Genomic DNA, 26,249 nt, shown 5'->3' with positions numbered 1-26,249 from the left:
CAATTGAGCTTAATCAGCCATCCACATTGATAGGTTGGTCAATCTTTGCTTCTTACCATTATTAATATGCCTTCATGAAAAGAAAAAGTACCATTTGAGTGGATGAGTTCGTTACTAATACATAGTGTGGAACCAGGCTCAATATGACAATTTTTCAGAGGATATTTGAAACCTTTTAATGTCAGCTTTTCAACCGATGTACCAAAGGGCAGAAACGACACATATTTTTTATCAGGGTCTTCTTTTATTTCGTATGTACCTGGTCCAAACATTTGAATGATATTTTGCTTATCTACAAGAGTGATGTTCTGCTTGTGCTGAATGCCTTGATATAGAAGGTGAATATTTCCTAGAAAGTGATCAGCCCTTCCTCCTGTAATGCCGTAGATGTGAATATGCGCTGGGTGCTGGCGCATGGCCCAGTTCAGCGCAAGCTCTAAATCGGTTTCATCCTTTTCAGCCTGAAATACATTCAAGGCAGGCAATTTCTTTTTCAGCTCACAAAGCTCTTCTTCTGTCACACTGTCAAAATCACCAAAAGCCTTGGCAGGCATGATGCCGTGCTCTAGTAAAAAAAGCGTCCCCCGGTCTACACCGACCCAGAGAATATCGTCCTGTGATGCTTCCTGTTCAAGGGGCGGGATGTATTTAAAAGGACCGCCGGCTACGATATGTATGTGCATGATATACGCTCCTCTCCATGTAAAAAGAACCAAAGATCAGAGTGACTTTGGTTCCTTTTTTTACGCTTCTCGAATGGCCTGAATGGCGGCTGCACGGTTGTTTTTACCGTATACCGCTGAGCCGGCCACAAGTAAGTTAGCGCCCGCCTCTTTACAGCTCTTTGCAGTCTCTACATTGACACCGCCGTCTATTTCAATGAGTAAGTCTGCTAAGCCCTTTTGTTCGCTAAGGGACTTCACTTCTTTTACCTTCGTGAGGACAGAGGGAATAAACGCCTGTCCGCCAAAACCAGGATTCACCGTCATGAATAAGACAAGGTCTACGTCCTCTAATACATGCTCAATCTGAGAAACAGGTGTGTGCGGGTTCAAGACGACACCTGCTTTTACACCTTGTTCTTTTATGTGCTGTATCGTCCGGTGCAAGTGCGGACAAGCCTCTACATGGACAGAAATAATATCAGCACCTGCTTTTGCGAATGCAGGAATATACCGGTCTGGCTGCTCAATCATTAAGTGAACATCGAGCGGCAGCTTTGTATGCGGTCTGATTGCTTCCACAACATTCGGCCCAAATGTAATATTCGGTACAAAATGGCCGTCCATCACGTCGATATGAATGTAATCCGCTCCGCCTTGCTCCACATCACGGATATCTTTCTCCAAATTGGCGAAATCTGCTGATAAAATGGAAGGGGCAATATAAACCATGAGTTAGTACCTCGGCTTTCTGTCTTTGATTTCAGTTAAAAACTCTAAATAATGCTGATAGCGATACGCTCTGATTTGCTCTTGTTCGACCGCGCCTTTTACCGCACAGCCAGGCTCTTTCACGTGCAGACAGCCTCTAAACTTACAATCTGCACTCCGCTCTTTGATTTCTAAAAAGTAAAGGCCTAAATCTTCCGCTTCGATGCCGGTAAATTCGAGCGAGCTAAAGCCAGGTGTATCTGCAATGAGCCCTTCTGCTGTACGAATGAGTTCGACATGTCTTGTCGTATGCTTCCCCCTTCCAAGATGAGAGGAAATATCATTGGTTTTCAGCGCCAAATCAGGACTCATCGCATTTAAAAGGGAGGACTTACCTACACCAGACTGACCGGCAAATACAGTGATTTTATTGTGAAAATGCGGGGTCAGCTTTTCAATTCCGTCTCCCTCGATCGTGGATGTTACATGAACATCATATCCAATTTGCCGATAGTCCTCTGCATAGCCTTGAATACTTTCACGCTCTTCATCTGTTTTCAATAAGTCCATTTTTGTGATACAGATAATCGGCTTAATATCATTTGCTTCCACCAGCACTAGAAATCTGTCTAAAAGCGATGTGCTAAAGGTCGGTTCTGTCGCAGAGAAAACGAGCACCGCTTGATCGACGTTACTAATAGGCGGACGAACAAGTTCGTTTGTCCGCTCTTTTACTTCTAATAAATAGCCTTCTTTATCGTTATCCGCTTGATATACGACATAATCTCCAACTAGAGGTGTGATTTTGTTTTTTCGAAAAATGCCTCTCGCTCTGCACTGAATCACTTTTCCACTTTCTAGAGACTCATCGAGCACATAATAAAATCCGCTTAATGCTTTAATAATTTTGCCCTCAGGCATAAAGTCCCTCCTTTATTCATCGTCAGGGTATTCGATTGTTTTAGAGCTTACGACTTTATCATCAACCGTCACTTGATAGTATCCTTTTTGACCTGGTTCAATCTTAAATTTAATGGTCCGTTCAGTTGGTGCAGTGATGTTAAAGGTTTCATATGAATCAGAAATGCTATGCTCAGCATCGTCAATGGAAATCTGAACGGTCATCTCTTGCCCTTCAGTGACTGGCTCATACGGGATGGCAATCTTCTCAGTAACCGTTTTAGCCGGTTTTTTCTTCGGTCCGAGTGAGAAGGTGATCTTAACCGTATCCCCTGGTTTCACAGCAGTACCTGCTCCTGGCTCCTGCTTCATGACCTCACCTTTTGGTACATCATCAGAATACGCTTCTTTTTCATCAAGCTTTAATCCGTTATCCTCTAAATAATTCGATGCAGCCTGTTTACTATATGTCGTTAAATCCCGCAAAGTAATATCGGCAGGACCTATGCTGACCGTCAACGTCACTTCTTCATCTGCTGCCACAAGCTCAGTACTCGCTGAAGGTTTCTGTTCCATGACAATCCCAGATTCGGTGTCATTATCATTTACTTCCTCCACAACAACTTGCTTAAACCCTTTTTTCTCTAATAATTCTTTTGCTTTATCGACCTTTTCACCTGTTACATCAGGTAATTCGGTCTTTTCCTTGCCCGAACTTTGGTACAGCTGAATCTCGGTGCCTTCTTTTACCTTTGTGCCGATTTTCGGGTCTGTTTTGACAACAAGCCCTTTTTCAATTTTCTCATCAGCGATCTCTATTGGTTCAGAGGCGACGGTAAAGCCAGCTTTCTTCAAGGTGTCCTCTGCTTTTTCAATCGTCATGCCAGATACATCAGAGACCTCAACATCTTTTGGAAAGAGCAGTCCGGGAAACACAGTGATGGCTAAAATGGTCGCAGCAGTTAGAATAAACAGGATGGATGCCACAACCCATGGCCATTTTTTTCGTTTCTTTTTCGGCTTTTGTTTCTCTTTTTTCTTCGGTTTTTGCACCGGATGGACAGCTGTTTTTTCATTGTCTTCATCGACTTGATGATCTTGAATGATTGGGATCGCTTTCGTTGCTTCATGATCCTCTTCAATGACAAAGCGTTTTTCTTTTAGTCTTGAAGGGTCGAAAGCAGTTTGCAGATCTTTTTGCATTTCAGATGCATCTTCATATCGATAAAATGGATCTTTGGCCATTGCCTTTAAAATGATGTTTTCCACGCTTTGTGGAACAGAAGGATTCCACCTTCTTACAGATGGCGGCTCTGATTGCAAATGCTTCAGCGCAACACTGACAGCTGATTCCCCTTCAAATGGCATGCGTCCAGAAATGAGTTCATAGAGCACAATGCCAAGTGAATAGATGTCTGACTTTTTCGTCGCAAGACCTCCGCGGGCTTGCTCTGGAGACAAATAGTGCACGGATCCTAGAACCGAATTTGTGTGGGTGATGGTCGCTGAGCTGAGTGCAATGGCAATCCCAAAATCAGTGACTTTAATATTCCCCATGTTGTCTATTAATATATTGTGAGGCTTAATGTCCCGGTGGACGAGCTGCTTTGCATGGGCTTCTTCCATTGCCGCAACCACTTGCTCCATAATGCGAACGGCTTCTTTCGGATGAAGCGGGCCATTGGCATGTATGTATTCTTTCAGCGTCATCCCCTCGACATATTCCATGACAATATAATAAATGTCATCTTCTTCCCCTACATCGTAGATGCTAACAATATTTGAATGATCTAAACTTGCGGCTGACTGCGCCTCACGCCGGAAACGTCTAATAAAATCATCATCGCTTGCAAAGTCAAAGCGCAAAATTTTAATCGCGACTTCGCGATCTAAAATCATATCCTCCGCCAAATAAACGTTTGCCATTCCGCCTCCGCCTATGACGCGAAGAATCTGATAACGGCCGCTGATCCGTTTTCCGATCAACACTTGCTGTCACCCTCCTCTGGCTGGGAGGAGATTTCTAACAATACTGCTGTAATGTTATCTTCACCGCCGTTGTCATTCGCTGTTTGGATTAATGCTGTTACTTTTTCATCTGGTGCGGTCGTTTGGTTTAAAATATGAATCAAATTCTCTTCTTCTACTTTATTTGATAAACCATCTGAGCAAAGCAGGATTTGATCTCCTGGATCCACTTCAAAGGTATGTGCATCGATTTGAACGTGTTTATCTGTTCCTAATGCTTTTGTAAGCACATTTTTTCTTGGATGATATTCTGCATCCTCTTTAGAAATTTCACCTGTTTTCACAAGCTCATTTACAAGTGAATGGTCATCTGTTAGCTGGGTCAGTGCTCCTTCTCTTAGCAAGTAGCAGCGGCTGTCGCCAATATGGGCAATTGTGACCGTTTGCAAATGAACGAGCGCACAAACAATGGTTGTCCCCATTCCTTGGCATTCCTCATTGTTTTTCGCATGTTCATATACTTGATCATTAATGTCACTTATTTTTGAGATTAACCAGCTTTCTTGCTCTGCTGGTTTTGCTGGGATTGATGATGTTTCTTCCCAGTATTCTTTTAAAGAAGAGACGGCCATCCTACTGGCGACATCACCAGCAAGATGACCTCCCATTCCATCTGCTACAACAGCTAGAAGGGTGTCTTCTTTTGCTTCAAAAATACCTGCATCATCTTCATTATGCTGACGGACTTTTCCTGTATCGGTTTGAAAGGCTGCCCTTATCAACATTCGTCACCTCGTCTCTTCCTGACGCTCCTTCGCTCTTAGCTGACCGCAAGCAGCATCAATATCATGGCCTTGCTCTCGTCTAATTGTTACGTTTACGCCGCGTTCCTTCAGCGTTTTTTCAAATAGGAAGATTTGTTCTCTCGGTGTTCTTACATAATCCCTTTCCGGTACATAGTTCACCGGAATGAGGTTCACGTGGCACTTGATTCCTTTTAATAAGTCTGCAAGCTCTTCTGCATGATGAACTTGATCATTTACTCCGCCAAACAGGCCGTATTCAAAGCTGACACGTCTACCTGTTTTTTGAATGTAGTATTCAATGGCTTCCATTAATTTTGGCAGCTTATATGCTTTATTGATCGGCATCAGACGGCTTCTGATCTCTGTGTTCGGTGCATGCAGAGAGACAGCAAAATTGATTTGCATTTGCTCATCAGCGAATTGATAGATCTTTGGAATGATTCCGCTTGTCGACACTGTAATATGACGCGCGCCAATATTTAAGCCGTTGTCATGGTTGATGATTTTAAGGAAGGCAAGCATTTCGTCAAAGTTATCAAACGGTTCGCCAATTCCCATGATGACAACCGAGCTGACTCTCTCATCTGTTTCGTCAAGTGCCTGCTGCACTTTCAATACTTGAGCAACGATTTCTCCTGCTTCAAGGTTTCGTTTTAACCCGCCAAGTGTAGATGCACAGAATGTACAGCCAATTCGGCAGCCAACCTGAGTTGTAACACAGACAGAGTTTCCGTATTCGTGGCGCATCAGTACTGTTTCAATCGTATAGCCATCATGTAATTCAAATAAAAACTTGATCGTTCCGTCTTGAGACGTTTGTTTGATCACGGTTTTTAATGTAGTGATCGCAAATTGATTTTTTAATTTTTCTCTTAAATCCTTTGAAAGGTTAGACATATCGTCAAAGGATGTCACACGTTTCTCATAAAGCCACTCGAAAATTTGAGCTGCGCGGAAAGGCTTTTCGCCTTGTTCTTTTAACCATTCTTTCATTTCGTGAAGCTCAAATGAGTAGATCGACGGCATTTCTGTCTTCAGTTCTTTTCTTACTTTTTGTTCTGTCATTTTTTATCCCTTCTTTCTCATGCTGCAAATAAAGAAACCATCTGTTCCGAAATAATGAGGAAGAATTTGTACACTTCCGTTTTGAACAAACGGAGCAACCTGCTCAGGCAGCCGTTCATTAAGAGATAGATCGGGTTCGAAGTCTTGGTGTTCTTGTAAAAACGCATGAATCACTTGTTGATTTTCTGTTGGGTCCATTGTACATGTACTGTATACAAGGGTTCCGCCCGGTTTTAAAAGCGGGGCCGCTTCCTTTAAAATGGCCTGCTGGATAGCCGCAAGCCTTGCTGAGTCTTCTTGTGACTTTGTATATTTCATGTCTGGTTTTCGTCTAATGACGCCAAAACCGGAACACGGTGCATCAATGAGAATACGGTCAAACGAAGCTTCGCTGTAATAGTCTGCCGCTTTCCTTGCATCAAGTGCTTTTGCCTCAATGTGAGTAAGGTTCAGACGTTTTGCTGCTTGTTTAATGAGTTTCACTTTATGTTCATGTAAATCAAGTGAAACAATTTTGCCCTCATCATTCATACGTTCTGCAATATGTGTTGATTTTCCGCCAGGAGCCGCACAGGCGTCAAGCACCGTTTCTCCCGGCTGAGGGTCGAGCGCTCTTGCGACAAGCATCGAGCTTTCATCTTGTATCGTCACATAGCCTTCTTGAAAAGATGGAGTTGAGACGATAGACCCTTTCATGAGCTTGAGCGCATCTTGAGATAAGTCGCCAAGCTCCGTTTCGATGCCTGCATCCATTAGTTTCTGCTGCAGTGCCGTGCGGTCAGTTTTCATTCGATTGACACGAAGGGTTTGCTTTGGCGGGACTAAATGAATGCGGCACATGCTTTCTGCCGCTTCAAACCCGTACGCCTGAACCCACTCCTGCACAAGCCACAATGGGTGGCTTGTCTCAATGGACAGCCGCTTTACGGGATCTTTGATCGCATCAAATGACGGAACGCCTTCTCTTTGCACGGAACGAAGAACACCGTTCACAAGTGAAGAAATGCCTTTGTGCCCGCGCTTTTTCGTTAGCTCGACAGCTTCATGAATGGCTGCACGATCTGGTATTTTTTCAAGGTACACCATTTGATAAAGAGACATCCGCAAAAGCTGCATCACCCATGGAGCGACCTTTTGCGGTTTTTTCACAAAGGGCGTCAGCATATAATCTAATGCCAGCTTATTTTGCAGTGTACCATATACAAGCTCTGTTAACAGCGGTTTGTCCTGATCAGCTAAGTCTTTATCTTTCATGACTGACTGCAACAGTAAATTACTGTAAGCTTGATTTTGTTCGAGTTTGATTAAAGCGTCCAGCGCTACTTCTCTCACATTACTTTTCTTCATTCATTAACCCTAATTTCTGTCCAATTTCGATATTTGCGCCTCTTAAGAAGTCTTCGCCGCTCATTTTTTTCTTACCAGCTGGCTGCACACCTGTTAATAAAAGGCCTTGCTCATTCCCCGTTCCAATGACCGGACCTTCTTTTTGAAGTTCAATCACTTTCCCTGGTTCTTCTTGCACTTGAAGCGGAACCTTTTTCGCTTCCCATACTTTTAGATGAGCGCCGTTCCATTCAGTATAGGCAACTGGCCAAGGATTTAGCCCGCGAACTTGGTTGTAAAGCTCTTCACCGGTTTTTGTCCAGTCTAACTTTTCTTGCTCCCGCTTAATATTTGGTGCGTATGTGGCCGCTTCTTCATTTTGCGGAATTGGAGAAATAGACCCGCTTAGAACATTTGGCACCGTATCTTTTAGCAGCGTGGCACCAGCTGCACTTAATTTGTCATGCAATGTTCCGACATTGTCTAATTCATCGATTTCTACTTCTACTTTACTGATCATGTCACCTGCATCAAGTCTTTCTACCATGTACATGATGGTAACGCCTGTTTTCTTTTTGCCTTGAAGGATCGCATAATGGATCGGCGCGCCGCCTCTTAGTTCTGGCAGGAGCGAGGCATGAACATTGATACAGCCAAACTTAGGTTCATCGAGTAATCGCTTTGGTAAGATTTGTCCAAATGCCGCTGTGACAATTAAATCCGGCTGTAATGCAAGCACCTTATCAATTTCTTCATCAAGGCGCACCTTTTCAGGCTGCAACACAGGAATGCCGTGCTTTAAGGCTTCCACTTTTACAGGAGGCGGTGTGAGCACTCGTTTTCTTCCTTTTGGGCGGTCTGGCTGCGTGACGACCCCTACCACTTCGTATCCTTCTGTTATTAGTGTTTGCAGCACAGGTACTGAGAAATCAGGGGTTCCCATAAATACGATACGTGCCATTTTCTTCACCCTTCCATTTCCGCAAGTTCTTTTTCTGTATACGTTTCAATGATTTTTGACGTAAATAAAATGCCGTCTAAATGATCAATTTCGTGCAATAAAGCTCTTGCTAAAAATCCGTCTGCTTCTATTGTAAATGGTTTGCCTTTCTTATCAAAGGCTTTTACCTTCACATAGTTCGGTCTCTCTACAGTGCCGTATAAAGATGGAAAGCTCAGGCAGCCTTCAATATCTGTCTGGCTTCCTTCTACTTCAAGCACCTCGGGGTTCACTAAGTCAATTCTGCCAGGTTCTTCCCCGATATCTACAACAGCGATTCTTTTTGAAATACCGATTTGTGGTGCTGCTAGTCCAACTCCATCCAGCTCAAGCATTGTATCATACATATCATCCAGCAGTTTTTTAAGCTTTTTATCGAACGTCTCGACGCGCTCTGTCTTTTGTTCAAGCACTTCTGCCGGATGTATGACTATTGGTTTTACTGCCACTTACAGCCCTCCGTTTTACATCATCATATATGGATTCATATCTATTGAAATCATCAATTGTTTTTGTTCCATTTCCTTTTGATAATGGTCTTGTATTTTCCGTAGTAAACTTGCCAGTTCATTTTCCCTTTTGTATTTTATCACGCATTGATACCGATATCTATCTTTGATCTTAGCGATTGGCGATGCGGCCGGACCAAGGATTCGAGTATTCGGTGCACAGTTCATTTTTAGGAACTGGACAATTTGATCAGTGACATGTGCTGCCTTCGTCACTTCTTCGTGTGACACTGTCACCATCGCCAAAAAGTAATAAGGCGGATAGGACTGGTGGCGGCGATGCAGCATCTCCTGTTCATAAAAGGCTTCGTAGTCATGCTGCTTCGTTAATTCAATACTATAGTGAGAAGGTGTATACGATTGAATAATAACCGAGCCCGCTTTTTCATGGCGCCCTGCCCTGCCGCTGACCTGCGTGAGAAGCTGAAATGTTTTTTCACTTGAACGAAAATCAGGGATGTGAAGGGATGTATCCGCACTGAGAACACCAACAAGTGTGACATCTGGGAAATCCAGCCCCTTTGCAATCATCTGCGTCCCGAGCAAAATGTCCGCTTCTTTATTGCCAAAAGACGTAAGAAGCTTTTCGTGAGCACCTTTACGAGACGTTGTATCCACATCCATTCGGATCACACGCGCCTCAGGCAACACCTTTGTCAGTTCTTCTTCTACTCGCTGCGTGCCAGTTCCAAAGTAGCGAATATGCTCACTGTGGCATTCTGGACATTCAGCAGGTACTGGTGCTTCGTGACCACAATAATGGCACTTCAGCCGTTTTTGATAGCGGTGATAGGTAAGAGAAATTTCGCAATGAGGACATTGCTCCACATATCCGCAATCACGGCACATCACAAAGGATGAATAGCCTCTTTTGTTCAGAAATAAAACGGCTTGTTCTTTTCTTTCAAGCACTTCCTTTAACCTGATCATTAATTCTTCTGAGAACATGGAGCGGTTGCCATTTCTTAGTTCTTCTCTCATATCAATTAACGAAACGTGCGGCAGCTGCTGCTGGTTGACGCGGTGCTTGAGCGAGAGCAATGTATAGACGCCTTTTTTCGCACGTGCATAGGTTTCAAGTGAAGGTGTTGCACTGCCTAATACGACTGGACATTGATGCCGCACTGCTCGTTCAATGGCGACATCCTTGGCATGGTAACGAGGCATTTCTTCTTGTTTATAAGAGGATTCGTGCTCTTCATCTATAATAATCATGCCTAAGTTTTCAAATGGTGCGAAAACAGCAGATCTTGCGCCAACGACTAGTTTGACTTCCTTGCGATGGATTTTCCGCCATTCATCATATTTTTCTCCTGTCGATAAGCCGCTGTGAAGAACGGCTACATTTGAGCCAAATCGTTCTTTAAATCGCTGCACCATTTGAGGGGTTAACGAGATTTCAGGAACTAAAACGATCGCTTCTTTTCCTTTTTGAAGAACATGATCAATTGTCTGCAAGTAAATCTCCGTTTTGCCGCTTCCTGTCACTCCGTGCAGCAAAAAGGTTTCGTGCTGGTCCTCACTGACTGCTTGATGAATATGTTTTGCCGCCTCTGTTTGCTCAGGCGTGAGATCAAGTGATGCAGATGGTGTAAACTCCCGATCACGGTAAGGATCCCGGTAAACCTCTTCATAGTTTTCTGTTAACAGCCCTTCTTGAATAAAGGTTTTAAGCGTTTGAGAACTCGCGCCTGTTTGCTGCTGCAAGTCTTTCGCTAAAAAGGTTGTCTCTCCCGCTTGAAGCAAGTAAAAGATCAGTGCCTTTTGTTTTACCGCATTTTTCTTTAGCTGCTGCTGCTTTTCTTCAAGTTTTTCTTTCGATACAGCCAACTGGAGCATGCGGACCTTTTTCTTTCCAGATTTTTGCGAGACATGGTATCTCACCTCTAGATGACCTTTTTGGACATGCTTTTGAATCTGTTTTAATTGTTCAGCCGGGATGTCAGCATAAAGAATGCTCTCTCGCTGACCGAAAAGCTCTTTCAATGACTGCGGAAGTTCTTCCTCTGATAGCACCTGTATTTCTTTTTCATACTTTGCCTTCATGGCTGCGGGCAGCATCGATTGAAGTGCCGTAATATGATAGGACAATGTTTTTTCCGTCAGCCAGTGGGAAAGCTCCAGCAGCTCATCTGTCAGAACAGGTGATAAATCAAATAAATCGACTATCTCTTTGATGCTTCCTGTCTTGATGTCTGTTTCCTCTTTGACTTTTGTCACAAACCCTTGAATCTTCCGCGGGCCAAAGGGAACGACCACCCTCATTCCCGCTTTGACGAGATCTTTGAATCGATCTGGTACACGGTAATCAAATGGCCGGTCAATGGCTTTCGTTGTGACATCTACGATGACTTCAGCAATCATGCGCGATCACGCTCTTCTGGAAGCAGCTGTATTGCCTCCTTTAAAATTTCAAAAGCGAGGTCTTTTTTGCTCATCATCGGCAGCTCTTTTTTCGTTCCATCTGCTTTGATGATCGTTGCCACATTGGTATCTGTGCCAAAGCCTGCACCTTCTTTAGTGACGTTATTGGCCACAATCATATCTAGATGCTTGGATTCAATTTTCTTTTTCGCATAATATTCTACATCCTGCGTTTCAGCTGCAAATCCGACCAGCACTTGATGCTCTTTTCTTTTCCCCAGCTCTTTTAAAATATCTTTTGTCCGGGTAAATTCAATGTCCAAAGCGCCGTCCTGTTTTTTCATTTTATGAGCATATGTCGTGACAGGGGTGTAATCGGCGACAGCTGCTGATTTTATGACAAGATCAGCTTCTCCGTATACATCTAGCGCAGCTTGATACATATCTTCAGCTGATTCAACGTGCACTACATGTACATGGTCAGGTTCAGTTAAAGAAACAGGTCCAGAAATCAGCGTAACATCTGCCCCCATTTGCTGAGCAGCCTCTGCGATCGCATAGCCCATTTTTCCACTAGAACGATTTGTAAAGAATCGGACAGGATCGATGACTTCACGTGTAGGACCTGCTGTCACCACGACTTTTTTTCCTGAGAGCGGTAAGCTTTTTGGCTCTTCAAAAAAAGCACGGATGTGTTCCACAATTTTTTCAGGCTCCTCTAATCGCCCTTTTCCAATGTAACCGCAGGCTAAATAACCTTCACTTGGCTCAATAAACCGGTAGCCGTCTTCATATAATGTGCGAATGTTCCGTTTCACAGCGGGGTGATCGTACATATGCACATTCATCGCTGGAGCGATCCATACAGGCGCTGTTGAAGCAAGCAAAGTCGTCGTCAGCATATCATCTGCAAGTCCAGCGGCCATTTTTCCAATCGTATGTGCTGTTGCAGGGGCAACAAGAATGAGATCGGCCCAGTCAGCTACGTCAATATGCGCAATGACTCTTGGATTGTTTTCTTTGAATGTATCTACATATACCTCATGCCTAGACAGAGCTTGGAAGGTAAGCGGAGACACAAACTCACGAGCAGATTCCGTCATAATCACTCTGACATTTGCGCCCGCTTGTACGAGTTTACTAGTAAGTGCTGCTGCTTTATATACAGCGATTCCTCCACTGACACCGAGCAAAATATTTTTTGACTGTAACATTTGTTTGTCCCCCTTAACGGCCTTTTTCACAAATTCGTCTACAATTCAAAAAAGTCAAAACCAATCATAGTTTTGACTTTTTTGAACGTATCGTATCTGCATTGCAGAAGCGATGTGTTATTCTTGATCCTCTTTTTCAAATGTCAAAAGACCAGCGTCGATTTCTTCTAGTGCTTTGCCTACGAATTTGTAAGACTTTGTGTTTTCAATCTGCTGATCTTGGTGGATCTGCATTTCACGTGCACGGCGTGCAGACACTGTTACAAGTGTATATTTTGAATCAAGTTTGTTCATCAATGAGTCAATTGAAGGATCTAACATGGTTTATTCTACCCCCAGCATTTTTTTATATCTTGGTGCGACTCTGTCTCTGCGCAGGTGTTCTGCAAGGACGATCGCTTTGATTCTTTCACAAGCCAGCTCGACATCATCGTTTTCAACGACATAGTCGTAAGCATCCATCATTTCAATTTCTTCTTTCGCAGCGGCCATTCGGTTTCGAATGAGCTCTTCAGATTCTGTACCGCGAGTAATGATGCGGTTTTGAAGTTCTGAAAGACTAGGCGGTGCAAGGAAAATAAAAAGACCTTCTGGGAATGCTTCTCTTACTTGAAGTGCGCCTTGCACTTCAATTTCAAGGAAAACATCTTTTCCTTCGCTCAATGTCTGTTCTACATAGTCAACAGGCGTGCCGTAGTAATTCCCGACGTACTCTGCCCATTCTAACAGTTTTTTGTTTTCAATCATATGTTCAAATTCTTCCCTGGTTTTAAAGAAATAATCGACACCATTTCTTTCACCTTCACGCGGTTTGCGCGTTGTCACAGAAATAGAGTATTCAAATTTCGTATCTTCCTGGGAGAAAATGGCTTGTCTGACCGTTCCTTTTCCAACTCCCGAAGGTCCAGAGAGAACGATTAAAAGTCCTCTTTCTTTCATAATGGCGTATTACCCCTGCCCTTCATCTATGATTTCTTCTTTTACAGAAAGTCTTTGCGCGACAGTCTCAGGCTGAACGGCAGATAAGATGACATGGTCACTGTCCATAATGACAACAGCACGGGTTCTTCTTCCGTATGTAGCATCTATGAGCATGCCTCGATCTCTTGCGTCTTGTATCATTCGTTTAATCGGTGCTGATTCCGGACTGACGATCGAAATCATCCGATTCGCTGAAATGATGTTTCCAAATCCGATATTGATCAACTTTATGGTCATCTTCTTTCGTCCCCCTGTAATATAAACGTCTCTAGTCTCGCCGAAAGAGACGCACTGTAAACAGCATACACAATGACTATTCTATATTTTGCACTTGTTCTTTTATTTTTTCAATAGCACTTTTCATTTCAACCACCAGCTTTGTTAAATGGTGATGGTTCGCTTTTGATCCAATGGTGTTCACTTCACGGTTGAGCTCCTGTACAAGGAAGTCAAGTTTTCGTCCGGCAGCACCGCCTTGCAGCAAGATTTGCTGAAACTGCTGAAAATGACTTTTTAATCTCGTGATCTCTTCTGTAATGTCACACCGGTCAGCAAAGATGGCTGCCTCTGTAGTCAGTCTGCTCTCGTCAAGCGCCTCTCCGATCCATTCTTGCAATCGCTGATTCAATCGTTCTTTGTACTGACTCACAACCTCTGGTGCAAAGACTTTGATTTCTTCTGTATAGGCCTCTAGTTCAGAAAGCCTCAGTTCACAGTCTTTTTGAAGGGATGCTCCCTCTTGCTCTCTCATGAAGCAAAGCTCCTTGACAGCAGCCTCGCAAGCTTCCATCAGCAGCTGCTCTAACTGTTCATTTCGGCTGGCTGACTCTTCCACCTGAACGGCAAGCTCCAGCCCCAATAAGTCATGTGCATGCTGAATGCCTGAAATGTGATAGCGTTTCTCGAGGTCTTTTGCGGCTTTCATGTATTCATCAAGCAGCGGCCAGTCGATCTGTAAGGACCGGCTTGCTAGTTTACCGCCTTCAATCGTGACAAACAGCTCAATTCTACCGCGCTGCACGTGACGAAGAATGATCTTTTTTAATGTATCTTCGAAATATAAAAGCGGCCTCGGCAAACGGGCATGAACCTCTTTAAAACGGTGATTGACCGATTTTAGCTCAACTGACACTGTCAGTTCTCCATCCGTTTTACTCGCTTGGCCGAATCCCGTCATACTGCGTATCATGTCAAAACACCCAATTCTTTCATATTAATAAAATGAAAAAGGTAATAGCAGACACTATTACCTCAAAATTATACCATAATCAATTATTTTTTTCTTGTCAAAAGTGATCCTGCCAGTAAAAAAGTTGGCAGTGCAGACATCCCGATGATCAGCAGCCAATCAATCGGTGCAACCGCGACCGTTTTGAAAATCGGCTGAAGCGGCGGGTAATAAATGACCACAAGCATGAGCAAAAGTGATGACAAAACCGCACCGATCAAATAAAGGTTCCCAAATGGATTACGTTCAAAAATGGACCGTTCACTGCGGCAGTCAAATACATGAATGAGCTGCGCCAATACAAGCGTACTAAATGCGACAGTCTGTGCATATTGCAGGTTGTTTGGATCGCGGTGATACACAAATATAAATGCCAAAAGGGTCGCAAGTCCGATGAGGAAGCCTCTTGAAATGACCTTCCAGCCAAGCCCTCTAGCAAAAATGCCCTCTTTCACATTCCGCGGCTTTCTCTTCATGACATCGCCTTCTGGCTTATCCATGCCAAGTGCCATAGCCGGCAGACCATCTGTGACAAGGTTTACCCATAAGATTTGTATAGGAACGAGCGGCAGCGGCAGCGCGAGCAGCATCGCAAACAGCATGACCAAAATTTCTCCGACATTTGATGCCAGCAAATAACGGACAAACTTACGAATGTTTTCATAAATATTCCGGCCCTCTTTAATGGCGGATTTTATGGTCGCAAAGTTGTCGTCAAGTAAAATAAGAGAAGACGCTTCTTTGGCTACGTCTGTTCCAGTGATGCCCATGGAGATGCCGATATCTGCTTGTTTAATGGCAGGCGCATCATTGACCCCATCACCTGTCATCGCCACAACATGCCCATTTTTTTGATAGGCTTTGACAATTCTCAGTTTATGCTCAGGGGAAACCCGTGCAAAGACGTATACATTTTCAGCCGTTTGCTCAAGCTCTTTGTCGCTCATCTGATCAAGCGCTTTTCCGTCGAGCACCTGTCCTTGCTTCGGTAAAAGGCTCAAGTCTTTGGCGATCGCTTTGGCCGTTTCGACGTGGTCGCCTGTAATCATGACCGTTTTAATCCCGGCATCCCGGCACTCTTTAATCGCTCGTCTGACTTCAGGACGCGGTGGATCGATCATGCCCTCTAACCCGATAAATGTTAAATCGGTTTCAGCCTGCTGTACAGAGGTGATTTTGTCTGTCAGACCGACTTTTTTATACGCAATGGCAATGGTTCTAAGCGCCTGTCTTGCTAAGCCTTGAATCGCAGCTTCTGTTTCTTGCCTGTGAGTGGCTGAAAAAGAAGCTGTGCGCCCGCCGTGCATGATATGACTTGAACGGTTCATTAGTACATCCGGCGCACCTTTTGCAATGACATACCGCTCTTTTTGATTCGTTTCAACGACGACTGACATCATCTTTCTTTCTGAATCAAAAGGAAACTCCTCAATGACATGAAATCCAGCTTCGATGAATTGCTCTGTAAAACCCGCTTTACGTGCTGCGGTAAGGAGCGCCCCCTCTGTCGGATCGCCATCAAGTCTCATCTCCCCGTCTTTTTCAACGATGGTCGATGTATTACAAAGCGCCCCGTATAATAACACCTTTTGCAGGCTTGGGTGCTTGTCGGCATGGACGATTTCTCCGTTTAAGGTAAAGTCACCGGATGGCTCGTAGCCTGTGCCAGAAATATTCCACGTTTTCCCCTCTGCCCACACATGGGTGACGGTCATTTTATTTTGCGTCATTGTTCCTGTTTTATCTGAGCAAATGATTGACGCGCAGCCGAGAGTTTCCACCGCCGGGAGCTTTCTGACAATCGATTTCTGTTTGATCATCCGCTGCACCCCTAAGGAAAGTGCGACAGTGACAATCGCCGGCAGTCCTTCTGGAATCGCCGCAACAGCAAGAGATACTCCCGCTAGGAACATATGATACAATTCATGTCCTTGCACAACACCGAGAACCACAACGAGCACTGTTAAAAATAAAGCAGCCACAATCAGAATTTTCCCAAGCTGCTCGAGACGTCTTTGCAGCGGTGTTTCCATATTACCTGCTGCATCCAGCATGCCGGCAATTTGTCCCATCGCCGTATTCATCCCTGTACCAATGACAACCCCTACGCCGCTGCCTCTAGTAACAAGCGTCCCCATAAAGGCCATGTTCGTCAAATCTCCAAGCGAGACATGGCTGCTTGAAATCGGACTTGCGTGTTTGACCGCTGGGATGGACTCACCAGTGAGAGCGGACTCCTCGATTTCTAAGCTCTTTGTTTCTAGTAATCTAATATCTGCCCCAATCCGGTCTCCGCTTGAAAATTTCACAATATCCCCTGGCACGAGATGTTTAGACGGGATCTTGATCCATTCATTATTTCTCCTTGCATACACGTGCGGAGTTGATAATTCTTTTAATGCTTGAAGGGATTTCTCCGCCCGGCGTTCTTGATAAAAGCCGAGTACACCATTAATCAAAACAATGGCTACAATCGCAACAGCATCAATGTATTCTCCTAAAAAGGCAGAAATGATTGTTGCTGCAAGCAAGATTAACACCATGAAATCTTTAAACTGTGCTAAAAAAATGATCAGAGCCGACGCCTTTTTTCCTTCCTGTAATTCATTAGGCCCGTGTTTTTCAAGCCGCTTTTGTACATCTTTTTCTGACAGTCCGTCACCTATCGATGTATTCATTGTTTTTAATAAATCGGTTTGGTTCAGTTCATGCCAATTCATTTGACCTCGTCCACTCCTCTTTTGTTCTCTCTCATATGCAGTGTTCTATAAGCCAGTTTATTCAGACTCGTCCTAAATCATGCTATAATAATAAGACTGCCTAAAGAACGAGAAAACGGAAGTTCTTTCAGTAGATTTGTGTGAAAGAAGAGGGTGTATCCAACATGTCATTTGACGGCATTTTTACATATGGTATGACAAATGAATTGCAAGAGACATTAACTGGCGGGAGGATTTCTAAAATCCATCAGCCATATAAGCACGAGCTGATTTTTCATATTCGGGCAAACGGGAAAAATCATAAGCTCCTTTTATCGGCTCATCCGAGCTATGCGAGAGTGCAGCTCACTGAGCATCAATACGACAATCCAAGCGAGCCGCCAATGTTTTGTATGCTCCTCAGAAAGCATCTTGAGGGCGGCTTCATTGAACGTTTTGAACAGATTGGATTTGACCGGGTGATCGTGCTTCATGTAAGAAGCAGAAATGAAATTGGTGATGAGCAAACGCGTAAGCTTTACATTGAAATCATGGGACGTCATAGTAATTTCATTCTGGTAGAGGATGGAACGCAGCAGATCATTGATGGTTTGAAACACCTTTCTCCATCTGTGAACAGCTATCGAACGGTGCTCCCTGGTCATGAATACCTTCTGCCGCCTGCGCAGCAAAAATTGAATCCTTTTGACGTGACAAAGGATGATATTTTGAAGCATTTACGCTTTCAAGAAGGAAAGATCGCAAATCAAATTGTCGATACCTTCTTTGGAGTTTCTCCGCTGTTTGCAAAGGAAGTTGTACACCGGGCCGGTCTTGCCAATCAAGAAACAATTCCAAATACACTGCTCGACATGTTCCAGCTCATTCGCATGCATTCTTTTACACCGCAGCTCACAAGAAAAGACGGAAAAGAGTATTTCTATTTATTAGAGCTTCAGCATGTCCATGGCGAGATGAAGACATTCGACTCACTCAGCCAGCTGCTTGACCGCTTTTATTTTGGAAAAGCTGAGAGAGATAGAGTCAAACAGCAGGCAGCGGACCTTGAACGGTTTGTCGTAAATGAAAAAAAGAAAAATGAAAACAAGCTGAAAAAGCTAAAAAGAACCCTTGAAGAATCTCAAGGTGCACACAAATATCAGCTCTATGGTGAGCTGTTAACAGCCAATTTATATGCGATTAAAAAAGGGGATAAAGAAGCGACTGTCATCAATTATTACGATGAAGACGGCGGAGAAATCACGATTCCGCTCAAAACAAACAAAACCCCTTCTGAAAATGCCCAGGCATATTTTACAAAATATCAAAAGGCAAAAAATGCTGTAGAAGCTGTAAATGAACAAATTAAGCGGACACATGAAGAAATTGCTTATTTTGAAGAGCTGATTCAGCAGCTGTCCTCTGCTTCACCGAAGGATTTAGAGGAAATGAGAGAAGAGCTTGTTGAAGGAAAATATTTACGCGCCAAACAAAAGCGTCTCGCCAAAAAGAAAAAACCGGCTGCTATTCAGCTCGAAACGTATGAATCATCCCAAGGCATACCAATTTTAGTCGGAAAAAACAACAAACAAAACGAGTATTTGACTACAAAGGCAGCTGCTCGTGATGATATTTGGCTGCATACAAAGGATATTCCTGGGTCACATGTCGTCATCCGTCACCAAGCACCTGATGAACAAACGCTGCTTGAAGCGGCTCAAATTGCCGCCTATTTTTCAAAGGCAAAAGAGTCCAGCTCCGTACCTGTCGACTATACAAAAATCCGGCATGTGAAAAAACCAAACGGAGCAAAGCCAGGCTTTGTTACGTATGATCAGCAGCAAACATTATTTGTCACACCTGACGAAGATCTTGTGCTCAAGCTGAGAAAATAAATAAAAGAAGCCGATAAAATCTCCTGTAAGGATTTTATCGGCTTTTTCTTTGTCGTTTTTTTCTTTCGATGTAAAGGGCATCAAGTGCGTCAATATCCTCTTCTTCAAGCAAGGATTCAATTGCCGCAGCCAGCTGTTTTGTCCGGGCGGGGCTAGCACCGCTTGTAGAGACTGAAATCGTCACTTTTCCTGCTTTGACAACCTTCGGCACCATCACATTGCCGAGCTCAGATTGGCTCACACAATTCACGAGCTGGTGAGGCTGTGCTGTTTGTGCAATCCATTCATTTACCGAAGGGTCGTTTGTAGCAGCTACAATGAAAAACGCATCCTTCAAATCTTCAGCGCCCACCTTCTTTTCCTTCCAATTCAATGCGTATGTATCAATGAGGCACGCCATCTCTTCAGAAAGATCAGGACTCACAACAGTTAGATGGCAAGGCTCCGTACACAATGTCTTTGCTCTTCTTAATGCAACAGATCCGCCGCCGGCGATGACCACTTGTTTATTGGTTAAATCAAGATGGACTGGAAGCATGGCTTTCTCCTCGGAAACGAAACGCATCGTCTTTGTTTAAAATGGTTTCTTGCACGCGTTCAATATAAGCCGCTTTGACATGCGGATGAAAGCCAATATACCGGCATACCCGGACATCTTTCAGCCGCTTTCTCGCCTGAGCGGCTTCACTTTCAATTTCTTTCATTAAAATCCCCGTAAACAGTAAGTAAGGAACGATATAAACAGGCCCATCGTCATCTTCTGATAACTGCGCGAGAACATCTCGATAATTTGGCTCACATGCTGTAATAAAACACGGAAGAACCTCTGCATGCGGAAGCAGGCTTCGGACATCGTCTGCAATGCCAAACACATCTCGCTTCACATCCGGATCAGAACTCCCGCGGCCAATTAAAAGAATCCGCGCGCGCTCGCCTTGATATCCTGCTTCTTTAATTCTTGCGGCAACCGCTTTTGTTACTTCTTGATTCACCCCGATCGGCTTTCCATATGTGACCTTCACTTGCGGGAAACGCGCACGCACTTTCTCAATTTCGACCGGGATATCCGATTTGGCATGCATGGCAGTCAAAAGGAGGAGCGGGACGATTGCAATGTGTGTCGCTCCTTTTTTCACACAGGCCTCAAATCCTTCTTCTATAGAAGGGTCCGTCAGCTCTAAAAAACAAATTTCTTGTATATCTGCTTTCACTAACGGCATACAGCTTTTCATAAAAGAAATGGCCTTATCTTGTGCTTCTTTCACCCTGCTTCCATGCCCAACATAAAGGACAGCTTGTTTCATGCGGCTCCTCCCTCTCACTTGTTTTCATCAGACGAAAAGACACGATGTATGCACGTGTCTTTTCTCTACCATTCTCATTTCTCGATTAATGCGGGTTCAAACCAGTTCAGCTTTTGATGAAAATGAACGACATCTCCAACAACAATTAAACTTGGATGCTCGATCCCTTCTTTTTCAACAGTTTCAGACAGTGTCGCAACCGTGCAGCAAGTTGTCTTTTGCCTCGATGTGGTTCCCCAGTGTATAAATGCAGCGGGTGTTTCTGGGTCCCGTCCATTTTTTAAAAGCAGGCGCTGCACTCTTTCCACGTTTTTGACACCCATGTAAATCACAAGAGTATCAATCCCTGTAGCCAGCGCCTCCCACTTTTCTTCAAAATGTTCATCCTTTTGATAGTGGCCCGTGACAAAAGCAACATTTGAGCTGAATTCACGATGTGTCACAGGGATGCCCGCATAAGCAGCCGCTGCAATCCCAGAAGTAATTCCTGGGACGACCTCATACGGAATTCCGTGCTCAGCTAAGCATTCGATTTCTTCACCGCCGCGGCCAAAGACAAAGGGGTCGCCGCCTTTCAGCCGAACGACAACGTTCCCTTCCTTTGCATGAGCCACAAGCGCTTCATTGATGGCTTCCTGCCTCATTGTATGATGATTTGGCAGCTTGCCGCAATAAATCAATTCCGCCTCCGGTTTGGCATGGGCGAGAATTTCTTGATTGACAAGACGATCATATAAGATGACATCTGCCTGCTGTATCGCCTTATGGGCCTTTAATGTGATTAAATCTGGGTCACCGGGTCCAGCACCCACAATGTATACTTTTCCCATCTTGCTTTTCTCCCCCTGCCATCAGGCGATTATTTCGTTGTTCCTTTTACATAATCAACAAGACGCTGTTTAGATTCCTCACGGGATAATTCCCCTGTATCTAATACAAGCTCAGGCGCAGCAGGCGCTTCATACGGTGAATCGATTCCAGTAAAAAATGGAATTTCACCGTTTCTCGCCTTTTTATATAACCCTTTTGGATCACGCTCTTCACACACGTTCAGATCACATTTGACAAACACTTCGTGAAATTCTCCCTCTTCGACCAACTGTCTGACAGTGTGGCGGTCTTCCTGAAATGGAGAAATAAAAGCAGTGATGACAATCGTTCCTTGCTCCACAAATAATTTCGCCACTTCTCCGATCCGGCGGATGTTTTCTTTTCTATCATCATCTGAAAACCCTAGATCTTTATTGAGTCCGTGCCGCACGTTATCGCCGTCAAGAACTGTGACTTGGTAGCCTTGTTCAAACAGCTCTCTTGCAGCTGCATTCGCGATCGTTGATTTACCTGACCCGCTTAGACCTGTAAGCCAGATAATGCCGCTCGTATGATTGTTTTTTTGTTGATATTCTTTTTTTGTAATAGATGAATCATGCCACACGATATGTTCGTTGCTCATGTCATACCCTCCCGTTAAGATACCGTCGTTTTTAATCCTTCGATTAATGTTTCAATGACTTCTTTTCGGCTGAACGTGCTTGGTGGTAATTCACCGTTTCTCAGCATTGTTCGAACCTTTGTACCTGAAAGAATGACATGCTCGCTTTTGTCGTGAGGACACGTTTTTGGAGTGGCCATCGCTTCACATGTATTACAGTAGAAGCTGTGTTCAAATTTTAATGGAGTAATGCCGATTTCTTCGCTTGTAAATTGATCAAATAGTTCCTGCGCCTCGTATGTGCCGTAATAGTCACCAACACCTGCATGATCTCTTCCGACAATAAAATGGGTGCAGCCATAATTTTTCCGTACTAGCGCATGAAAAATGGCTTCCTTTGGTCCAGCATAACGCATTGCAGCAGGAAAAACACCTAAAAAGACGCGGTCTTTTGGATAATAACCGTCCAATAACACTTGATAGCTTTTCATTCTTACATCTGCCGGGATGTCGTCAGATTTTGTTTCACCGACAAGAGGATTTAAAAATAAACCATCGACTGTTTCCAGTGCTGTTTTTTGAATATATTCATGAGCACGATGAACCGGGTTTCTCGTTTGGAAACCAACAATGGTTTTCCAGCCGTTTTCTTGAAAATGACGTCTTGTTTCTTCTGGCTCATACGTAAATTGAGGGAATGGTTTTTCACTGCGTTTCGTCAGTGTAATTTTTCCGCCAATGTAAGTATCGCCGCGTTCAAATAATTTTTTCACGCCTGGATGATTGCGGTCATCTGTTTTATAGACATTCACCGCTTCTTTTTCCTTATCTGGTGTGTATTGATCCTCTACTTCAATGACCCCATATACAGTTCCATTGTAGGATAAGCGCACGATATCGCCTTGATGGATTTCCGCCGCCTTTTCTTTTGGCACTGGCAGTGTAATAGGAAGAGACCAAACGACACCACTTGCTAGCCGCATATTGCTTACAACTGCTTCATAATCCGCTTTTGTTAAAAACCCTTCAATTGGGCTATATCCGCCAATTGCAATGAGTTCAAGGTCTGCAAAGGAAATCGCATCTAGTTCAATTTCCTTCGCAGCCGTGCTGAGATCATATTCTTCATTTACTCGATTAATTAATACGCCACCATGTGGTGTTAAACTCATTTGTTCATCTTCCTCTCAATGTTCATATTTATTAGATGTTAATAGTCGGATTTATGATTAAATCCCGCCGCCCTGTTCATGAATAGAGCTGCTTTCATTTTTGACTGCTTTCATCAGACTCAGCGCACCAAGTGAGGCAAGCAGTACACTCATCATGATAAAGATAGAGTAATAGTCTCCTTTTAAGAAAAGGCTCACAAGCAAATACGATAGGCTGAGTGATAAGAAAGGTGAGACCACCCATACTTTCAGCATTTTTTTCACAACATGTTTGTGAAAAATGTTAGGCCCGCCTTTTGCCATTCCAAGCCCGATAATAGACGAGGAGGTGATTTGCGTAAGTGGAACGGGCAGCCCAAAAATAGAGCTGACGATGACAAGCCCGGCACCGGTACTCGAAAGTAAAATCCCTTCGCCTGTTTGATAGCGGGTAATTTTCTTTCCGTTTGTTTCCAGTACTCTTCTGCCTAGCAAGAGGGCCCCTGCTGCGACGAAGATTCCGCCGTAAAGTGTTCCCTGCCCAACTGACAAAACGCCTGAAGCGACGAGCGGGCCGACGGCATTTGCCACATTGTTCATACCGGCTGAAAATGCCTCTAAAAATCCGCTGAGAATTAATACGATAGATAAAATAGCTGTGCCTTTTTTAGACAGCTTCCGTTTAGGGAACATTCTGATGATTTTGACGACAGCAAAGGTAAAAAGAAAGGCGAAAAGCGGGATGATGACCCAAAATGCCACAATCACTAAAATGGATTTCACAAACAAAACTTTATATGCGACTGCCACACCAACTACAGCCCCTACTGTGACCTCACTTGTTGATAAAGGAATCGCCATCAGATTTGCTATGAAAAGTGATAGTGCAGCAGAACCAATGATAATACAAACGATTTCAAGTGTAATGACTGATTCTGGCATAATACCAGAGCTGATCGTTTTGACGACCTCACCGCCGCCAATCACTGAACCTGCTAAAATCCCAACTGCACAAAAACTGAGCGCATAAATGGGCTTTTGAATGGCACCTGATCCATACGCAATGCCCATAGAAGCAGCTGCTCCGCTTGCGCCTATGTTTAAAGCAAAGAATAGACTAAATAAAATTGCGGCGATTTCCATACATTATGCTCCCTTACTCATGTAATCCGCACTCTGTCTTTGCTGTGCCTGACCATCTGCCAGAACGCAGATCATCTGCAGTAAATGCTGGCTGTGTACACGGTGCACAGCCGATACTTGGATATCCTTGGTCATGCAGCGGATTATAAGTAAGTTCCTCTCTAGATGCATATCTCCATATGTCCTTCCACGTCCAATGGATGAGGGGACATACTTTCACTGATTTGAATTTTTCATCCTTATTTAAGAAATTCGTCCCTGCTCGTTTTGGTGACTGCTCTCTTCTTAAACCAGAAAGCCATGCTGGATAACCAGATAAGGCTTCTTGCAAAGGAATGACCTTACGCATATGACAGCAGCTTTGAGGATCTGTTTTCCATAATTGATCACCGTGCTGCTCATTTTGCTGTTCAACCGTCAGCTCAGGCGTTTTCAGTACAATATCTAAGCCCGGATATCTTTCCTTTACCGCATCAATTGTGTCGTAAGTTTCTTTAAAATGCAGACCTGTATCTAAAAAGACAATTCTCGCATCTTTTTTTACTTTTGCAATCAGATCAATTAGAACGATGCCCTCAATCCCAAAGCTGCACGCATATACGAGCTGGTCACCATAATGACCGTACGCCCATTTCAGTACAGACAGGGCTCCTTTATACAAATCATCCTCTTGAAATGTAATGGACGGCTCTTGCCAATTTTCATAAGTTAACATGATTTCTCCCCTTCCGGAGTACCGCTCATATTGCTATTTTCCGCACTACTTTAATCTAATTTTTTCGTTTTTTTCCACTTGAATCACTTGACCGTCCTGAACAATTAACGTAATTGAACCGAATTTCATATCCCCAATCAGTTCTTGCATATGCTTTACTAAGTCCTCATCCTGATTTTGTTTCACTTCCATCTCCTCTTCCTCCTCACCGTTAAAATAAAAAAACTTTCTTTCAGTCCGAAAGAAAGATGAGGAAGCTCGCAATTTCCTTATCTTTCAAAATAGAATCATTTTGCAGGAAGTAGCACCTTGCGAATCGCAGGTTGCCGGGTTTCATCGGGCCAGTCCCTCCACCTCTCTGGATAAGAGTTTCAATTTGTCTTAAATATTAACACAATTCAAACAAAAGTCAACCCGACTTTATTGATAGGATTAGTTTTTATTAAAATTTGAGTCTATTTTACTATTTTTACCCAAATAAAAAAGCCGTGCGGGCAGGCACAGCTTTAAAATTGTTAACGATGGACTTTGACTTTTCAGACCGTTTCTTCCATCCAAGATTCAGAGGAAGGGTCTTGTCTCCAGCGTTTTAGTTTGTTCATCGCAGACGGCTCAATCGCTTTCAGTTCAAGTGCCACGTCTGTCAATGTGTCATAGTCTGTCAGGGTGACATATGGAATATTTTTTTCTTGAAAAGCGGCCGCTGCTTTTGGCAGTCCGTATGTGAAGATTGCGGCAACTCCTAGTACCTCGCAGCCCTCAGCTTGAAGAGCAGCAACCACTTCCAGCACACTGCCTCCTGTGGAAATAAGGTCTTCGACGACGACAACCTTTTGGCCTTTCGATACGGCCCCTTCAATTTGATTTCCTTTGCCGTGTGCTTTCGGCTTACTTCTGACATAACACATCGGGATGTTCAAGCGGTCTGCTGCTAATGCCGCATGCGGAATGCCTGCTGTTGCAGTACCCGCGACAACCTCTGCTCCCTTGAAATGAGTGAGAATCAAATCTTTTAGACCTTCCGCAATGTCGTGTCTGACTTCTGGATATGATAATGTGAGGCGGTTATCACAATAGATCGGTGATTTTATACCGCTCGCCCATGTAAACGGTTCGTCTGGTTTTAATGAGACCGCTTTGATTTGTAATAGATGTTTCGCGATTTTTGATTTCATC

At 43.8% G+C, this 26,249-nt stretch carries 26 protein-coding genes and 1 riboswitch; of the genes, 1 reads left to right on the top strand and 25 read right to left on the bottom strand.

Going from position 1 to position 26,249, the window contains the following annotated elements:
- Positions 1-38 precede the first annotated feature (38 nt).
- From NSS76_RS07785 to NSS76_RS07710, 16 genes are all read right to left on the bottom strand, one after another.
- Positions 39-683: a thiamine diphosphokinase gene (locus NSS76_RS07785; RefSeq protein WP_044330689.1), complete on the bottom strand. Its 645-nt coding sequence runs from the start codon at positions 681-683 to the stop codon at positions 39-41.
- A gap of 60 nt (positions 684-743) precedes the next feature.
- Positions 744-1,394 (bottom strand): ribulose-phosphate 3-epimerase, encoded by a 651-nt coding sequence (gene rpe, locus NSS76_RS07780; RefSeq protein WP_044330691.1) that lies wholly within the window; start codon positions 1,392-1,394, stop codon positions 744-746.
- Positions 1,395-1,397: 3 nt separating this feature from the next.
- Entirely contained in the window at positions 1,398-2,294 is an 897-nt protein-coding gene (rsgA, locus tag NSS76_RS07775; protein WP_024424205.1) for a ribosome small subunit-dependent GTPase A, read from the bottom strand.
- Positions 2,295-2,306: 12 nt separating this feature from the next.
- Positions 2,307-4,262 carry a Stk1 family PASTA domain-containing Ser/Thr kinase gene (gene pknB / locus NSS76_RS07770; RefSeq protein ID WP_044330695.1) on the bottom strand — a complete coding sequence of 652 codons (1,956 nt, stop codon included), beginning with the start codon at positions 4,260-4,262 and terminating at the stop codon, positions 2,307-2,309.
- A complete protein-coding gene (locus NSS76_RS07765; protein WP_029706534.1) occupies positions 4,256-5,026 on the bottom strand; it encodes a Stp1/IreP family PP2C-type Ser/Thr phosphatase in 771 nt (256 codons plus the stop codon). The genes pknB and NSS76_RS07765 overlap by 7 nt, the downstream gene beginning before the upstream one ends.
- 3 nt (positions 5,027-5,029) lie before the next feature.
- On the bottom strand, positions 5,030-6,112 hold the full coding sequence (rlmN, locus tag NSS76_RS07760) for a 23S rRNA (adenine(2503)-C(2))-methyltransferase RlmN (RefSeq protein ID WP_024424208.1): 1,083 nt from the start codon (positions 6,110-6,112) through the stop codon (positions 5,030-5,032).
- Between the two features lie 3 nt (positions 6,113-6,115).
- A complete protein-coding gene (gene rsmB / locus NSS76_RS07755; protein ID WP_044330699.1) occupies positions 6,116-7,459 on the bottom strand; it encodes a 16S rRNA (cytosine(967)-C(5))-methyltransferase RsmB in 1,344 nt (447 codons plus the stop codon).
- Complete coding sequence (gene fmt, locus NSS76_RS07750; protein ID WP_216100352.1) at positions 7,446-8,399, bottom strand: methionyl-tRNA formyltransferase; 954 nt, start codon at positions 8,397-8,399, stop codon at positions 7,446-7,448. Before fmt ends, rsmB begins: the two co-directional genes overlap by 14 nt.
- A 5-nt stretch (positions 8,400-8,404) precedes the next feature.
- Positions 8,405-8,887, bottom strand: a complete 483-nt coding sequence (gene def, locus NSS76_RS07745; RefSeq protein WP_024424211.1) for a peptide deformylase — start codon at positions 8,885-8,887, stop codon at positions 8,405-8,407.
- A gap of 15 nt (positions 8,888-8,902) precedes the next feature.
- Positions 8,903-11,311 (bottom strand): primosomal protein N', encoded by a 2,409-nt coding sequence (priA, locus tag NSS76_RS07740; protein ID WP_122631404.1) that lies wholly within the window; start codon positions 11,309-11,311, stop codon positions 8,903-8,905.
- A complete protein-coding gene (coaBC, locus tag NSS76_RS07735; protein ID WP_341081587.1) occupies positions 11,308-12,525 on the bottom strand; it encodes a bifunctional phosphopantothenoylcysteine decarboxylase/phosphopantothenate--cysteine ligase CoaBC in 1,218 nt (405 codons plus the stop codon). Before coaBC ends, priA begins: the two co-directional genes overlap by 4 nt.
- A 117-nt stretch (positions 12,526-12,642) precedes the next feature.
- Complete coding sequence (rpoZ, locus tag NSS76_RS07730; protein ID WP_003211647.1) at positions 12,643-12,846, bottom strand: DNA-directed RNA polymerase subunit omega; 204 nt, start codon at positions 12,844-12,846, stop codon at positions 12,643-12,645.
- Positions 12,847-12,849: 3 nt separating this feature from the next.
- A complete protein-coding gene (gene gmk, locus NSS76_RS07725) occupies positions 12,850-13,464 on the bottom strand; it encodes a guanylate kinase (protein WP_024424214.1) in 615 nt (204 codons plus the stop codon).
- A 9-nt stretch (positions 13,465-13,473) separates the two neighbouring features.
- Entirely contained in the window at positions 13,474-13,743 is a 270-nt protein-coding gene (remA, locus tag NSS76_RS07720; protein ID WP_008344898.1) for an extracellular matrix/biofilm regulator RemA, read from the bottom strand.
- A gap of 76 nt (positions 13,744-13,819) precedes the next feature.
- Complete coding sequence (locus NSS76_RS07715) at positions 13,820-14,695, bottom strand: YicC/YloC family endoribonuclease (RefSeq protein WP_024424215.1); 876 nt, start codon at positions 14,693-14,695, stop codon at positions 13,820-13,822.
- An 83-nt stretch (positions 14,696-14,778) separates the two neighbouring features.
- Complete coding sequence (locus NSS76_RS07710; RefSeq protein ID WP_024424216.1) at positions 14,779-17,454, bottom strand: calcium-translocating P-type ATPase, SERCA-type; 2,676 nt, start codon at positions 17,452-17,454, stop codon at positions 14,779-14,781.
- Between the two features lie 164 nt (positions 17,455-17,618).
- On the opposite strand from NSS76_RS07710, the gene NSS76_RS07705 reads away from it, so the two are divergent.
- Entirely contained in the window at positions 17,619-19,328 is a 1,710-nt protein-coding gene (locus tag NSS76_RS07705; protein WP_341081580.1) for an Rqc2 family fibronectin-binding protein, read from the top strand.
- 34 nt (positions 19,329-19,362) lie between these two features.
- On the opposite strand, the gene NSS76_RS07700 is transcribed toward NSS76_RS07705, so the two are convergent.
- The 9 genes from NSS76_RS07700 to pyrE form a co-directional block, all read right to left on the bottom strand.
- The gene (locus NSS76_RS07700; protein ID WP_149126678.1) at positions 19,363-19,866 is read right to left on the bottom strand and encodes a precorrin-2 dehydrogenase/sirohydrochlorin ferrochelatase family protein; all 504 of its coding nucleotides are present in this window, start codon (positions 19,864-19,866) and stop codon (positions 19,363-19,365) included.
- Complete coding sequence (locus NSS76_RS07695) at positions 19,847-20,632, bottom strand: sirohydrochlorin chelatase (protein ID WP_149126679.1); 786 nt, start codon at positions 20,630-20,632, stop codon at positions 19,847-19,849. The genes NSS76_RS07700 and NSS76_RS07695 overlap by 20 nt, the downstream gene beginning before the upstream one ends.
- A gap of 74 nt (positions 20,633-20,706) precedes the next feature.
- Entirely contained in the window at positions 20,707-21,462 is a 756-nt protein-coding gene (cobA, locus tag NSS76_RS07690) for a uroporphyrinogen-III C-methyltransferase (RefSeq protein WP_025092552.1), read from the bottom strand.
- A 29-nt stretch (positions 21,463-21,491) separates the two neighbouring features.
- Positions 21,492-22,085, bottom strand: a complete 594-nt coding sequence (cysC, locus tag NSS76_RS07685; protein ID WP_149126680.1) for an adenylyl-sulfate kinase — start codon at positions 22,083-22,085, stop codon at positions 21,492-21,494.
- A 14-nt stretch (positions 22,086-22,099) separates the two neighbouring features.
- The gene (gene sat / locus NSS76_RS07680; RefSeq protein WP_257802864.1) at positions 22,100-23,236 is read right to left on the bottom strand and encodes a sulfate adenylyltransferase; all 1,137 of its coding nucleotides are present in this window, start codon (positions 23,234-23,236) and stop codon (positions 22,100-22,102) included.
- 57 nt (positions 23,237-23,293) lie between these two features.
- Complete coding sequence (locus NSS76_RS07675) at positions 23,294-24,358, bottom strand: inorganic phosphate transporter (protein ID WP_025092551.1); 1,065 nt, start codon at positions 24,356-24,358, stop codon at positions 23,294-23,296.
- Positions 24,359-24,371: 13 nt separating this feature from the next.
- Positions 24,372-25,073, bottom strand: a complete 702-nt coding sequence (locus NSS76_RS07670) for a phosphoadenylyl-sulfate reductase (RefSeq protein ID WP_024424224.1) — start codon at positions 25,071-25,073, stop codon at positions 24,372-24,374.
- A 45-nt stretch (positions 25,074-25,118) separates the two neighbouring features.
- Positions 25,119-25,223, bottom strand: coding sequence for a DUF2292 domain-containing protein (locus tag NSS76_RS07665; RefSeq protein ID WP_369810469.1), 105 nt, complete (start codon positions 25,221-25,223; stop codon positions 25,119-25,121).
- 116 nt (positions 25,224-25,339) lie between these two features.
- A riboswitch (SAM riboswitch) is annotated at positions 25,340-25,442 on the bottom strand.
- 167 nt (positions 25,443-25,609) lie between these two features.
- Complete coding sequence (pyrE, locus tag NSS76_RS07660) at positions 25,610-26,248, bottom strand: orotate phosphoribosyltransferase (RefSeq protein ID WP_024424225.1); 639 nt, start codon at positions 26,246-26,248, stop codon at positions 25,610-25,612.
- Position 26,249: the final 1 nt, after the last annotated feature.

The sequence above is a fragment of the Bacillus sp. FSL R5-0654 genome, assembly GCF_038008745.1.
In the GTDB taxonomy this organism is placed as follows: domain Bacteria; phylum Bacillota; class Bacilli; order Bacillales; family Bacillaceae; genus Bacillus; species Bacillus safensis.
The sequence above is the reverse complement of the archived record's forward strand: the minus strand, read 5'-3'. Positions and strand labels throughout refer to the sequence as shown.

Bases quoted from the DNA above. Each gene is read 5' to 3' on its own strand.
- NSS76_RS07785 (WP_044330689.1), bottom strand. From the start codon at position 683: ATGCACATACATATCGTAGCCGGCGGTCCTTTTAAATACATCCCGCCC.
- rpe (WP_044330691.1), bottom strand. From the start codon at position 1,394: ATGGTTTATATTGCCCCTTCCATTTTATCAGCAGATTTCGCCAATTTG.
- rsgA (WP_024424205.1), bottom strand. From the start codon at position 2,294: ATGCCTGAGGGCAAAATTATTAAAGCATTAAGCGGATTTTATTATGTG.
- NSS76_RS07765 (WP_029706534.1), bottom strand. From the start codon at position 5,026: ATGTTGATAAGGGCAGCCTTTCAAACCGATACAGGAAAAGTCCGTCAG.
- rlmN (WP_024424208.1), bottom strand. From the start codon at position 6,112: ATGACAGAACAAAAAGTAAGAAAAGAACTGAAGACAGAAATGCCGTCG.
- rsmB (WP_044330699.1), bottom strand. From the start codon at position 7,459: ATGAAGAAAAGTAATGTGAGAGAAGTAGCGCTGGACGCTTTAATCAAA.
- fmt (WP_216100352.1), bottom strand. From the start codon at position 8,399: ATGGCACGTATCGTATTTATGGGAACCCCTGATTTCTCAGTACCTGTG.
- priA (WP_122631404.1), bottom strand. From the start codon at position 11,311: ATGATTGCTGAAGTCATCGTAGATGTCACAACGAAAGCCATTGACCGG.
- coaBC (WP_341081587.1), bottom strand. From the start codon at position 12,525: ATGTTACAGTCAAAAAATATTTTGCTCGGTGTCAGTGGAGGAATCGCT.
- rpoZ (WP_003211647.1), bottom strand. From the start codon at position 12,846: ATGTTAGATCCTTCAATTGACTCATTGATGAACAAACTTGATTCAAAA.
- gmk (WP_024424214.1), bottom strand. From the start codon at position 13,464: ATGAAAGAAAGAGGACTTTTAATCGTTCTCTCTGGACCTTCGGGAGTT.
- remA (WP_008344898.1), bottom strand. From the start codon at position 13,743: ATGACCATAAAGTTGATCAATATCGGATTTGGAAACATCATTTCAGCG.
- NSS76_RS07715 (WP_024424215.1), bottom strand. From the start codon at position 14,695: ATGATACGCAGTATGACGGGATTCGGCCAAGCGAGTAAAACGGATGGA.
- NSS76_RS07710 (WP_024424216.1), bottom strand. From the start codon at position 17,454: ATGAATTGGCATGAACTGAACCAAACCGATTTATTAAAAACAATGAAT.
- NSS76_RS07705 (WP_341081580.1), top strand. From the start codon at position 17,619: ATGTCATTTGACGGCATTTTTACATATGGTATGACAAATGAATTGCAA.
- NSS76_RS07700 (WP_149126678.1), bottom strand. From the start codon at position 19,866: ATGCTTCCAGTCCATCTTGATTTAACCAATAAACAAGTGGTCATCGCC.
- NSS76_RS07695 (WP_149126679.1), bottom strand. From the start codon at position 20,632: ATGAAACAAGCTGTCCTTTATGTTGGGCATGGAAGCAGGGTGAAAGAA.
- cobA (WP_025092552.1), bottom strand. From the start codon at position 21,462: ATGGGAAAAGTATACATTGTGGGTGCTGGACCCGGTGACCCAGATTTA.
- cysC (WP_149126680.1), bottom strand. From the start codon at position 22,085: ATGAGCAACGAACATATCGTGTGGCATGATTCATCTATTACAAAAAAA.
- sat (WP_257802864.1), bottom strand. From the start codon at position 23,236: ATGAGTTTAACACCACATGGTGGCGTATTAATTAATCGAGTAAATGAA.
- NSS76_RS07675 (WP_025092551.1), bottom strand. From the start codon at position 24,358: ATGGAAATCGCCGCAATTTTATTTAGTCTATTCTTTGCTTTAAACATA.
- NSS76_RS07670 (WP_024424224.1), bottom strand. From the start codon at position 25,073: ATGTTAACTTATGAAAATTGGCAAGAGCCGTCCATTACATTTCAAGAG.
- NSS76_RS07665 (WP_369810469.1), bottom strand. From the start codon at position 25,223: ATGCAAGAACTGATTGGGGATATGAAATTCGGTTCAATTACGTTAATT.
- pyrE (WP_024424225.1), bottom strand. From the start codon at position 26,248: ATGAAATCAAAAATCGCGAAACATCTATTACAAATCAAAGCGGTCTCA.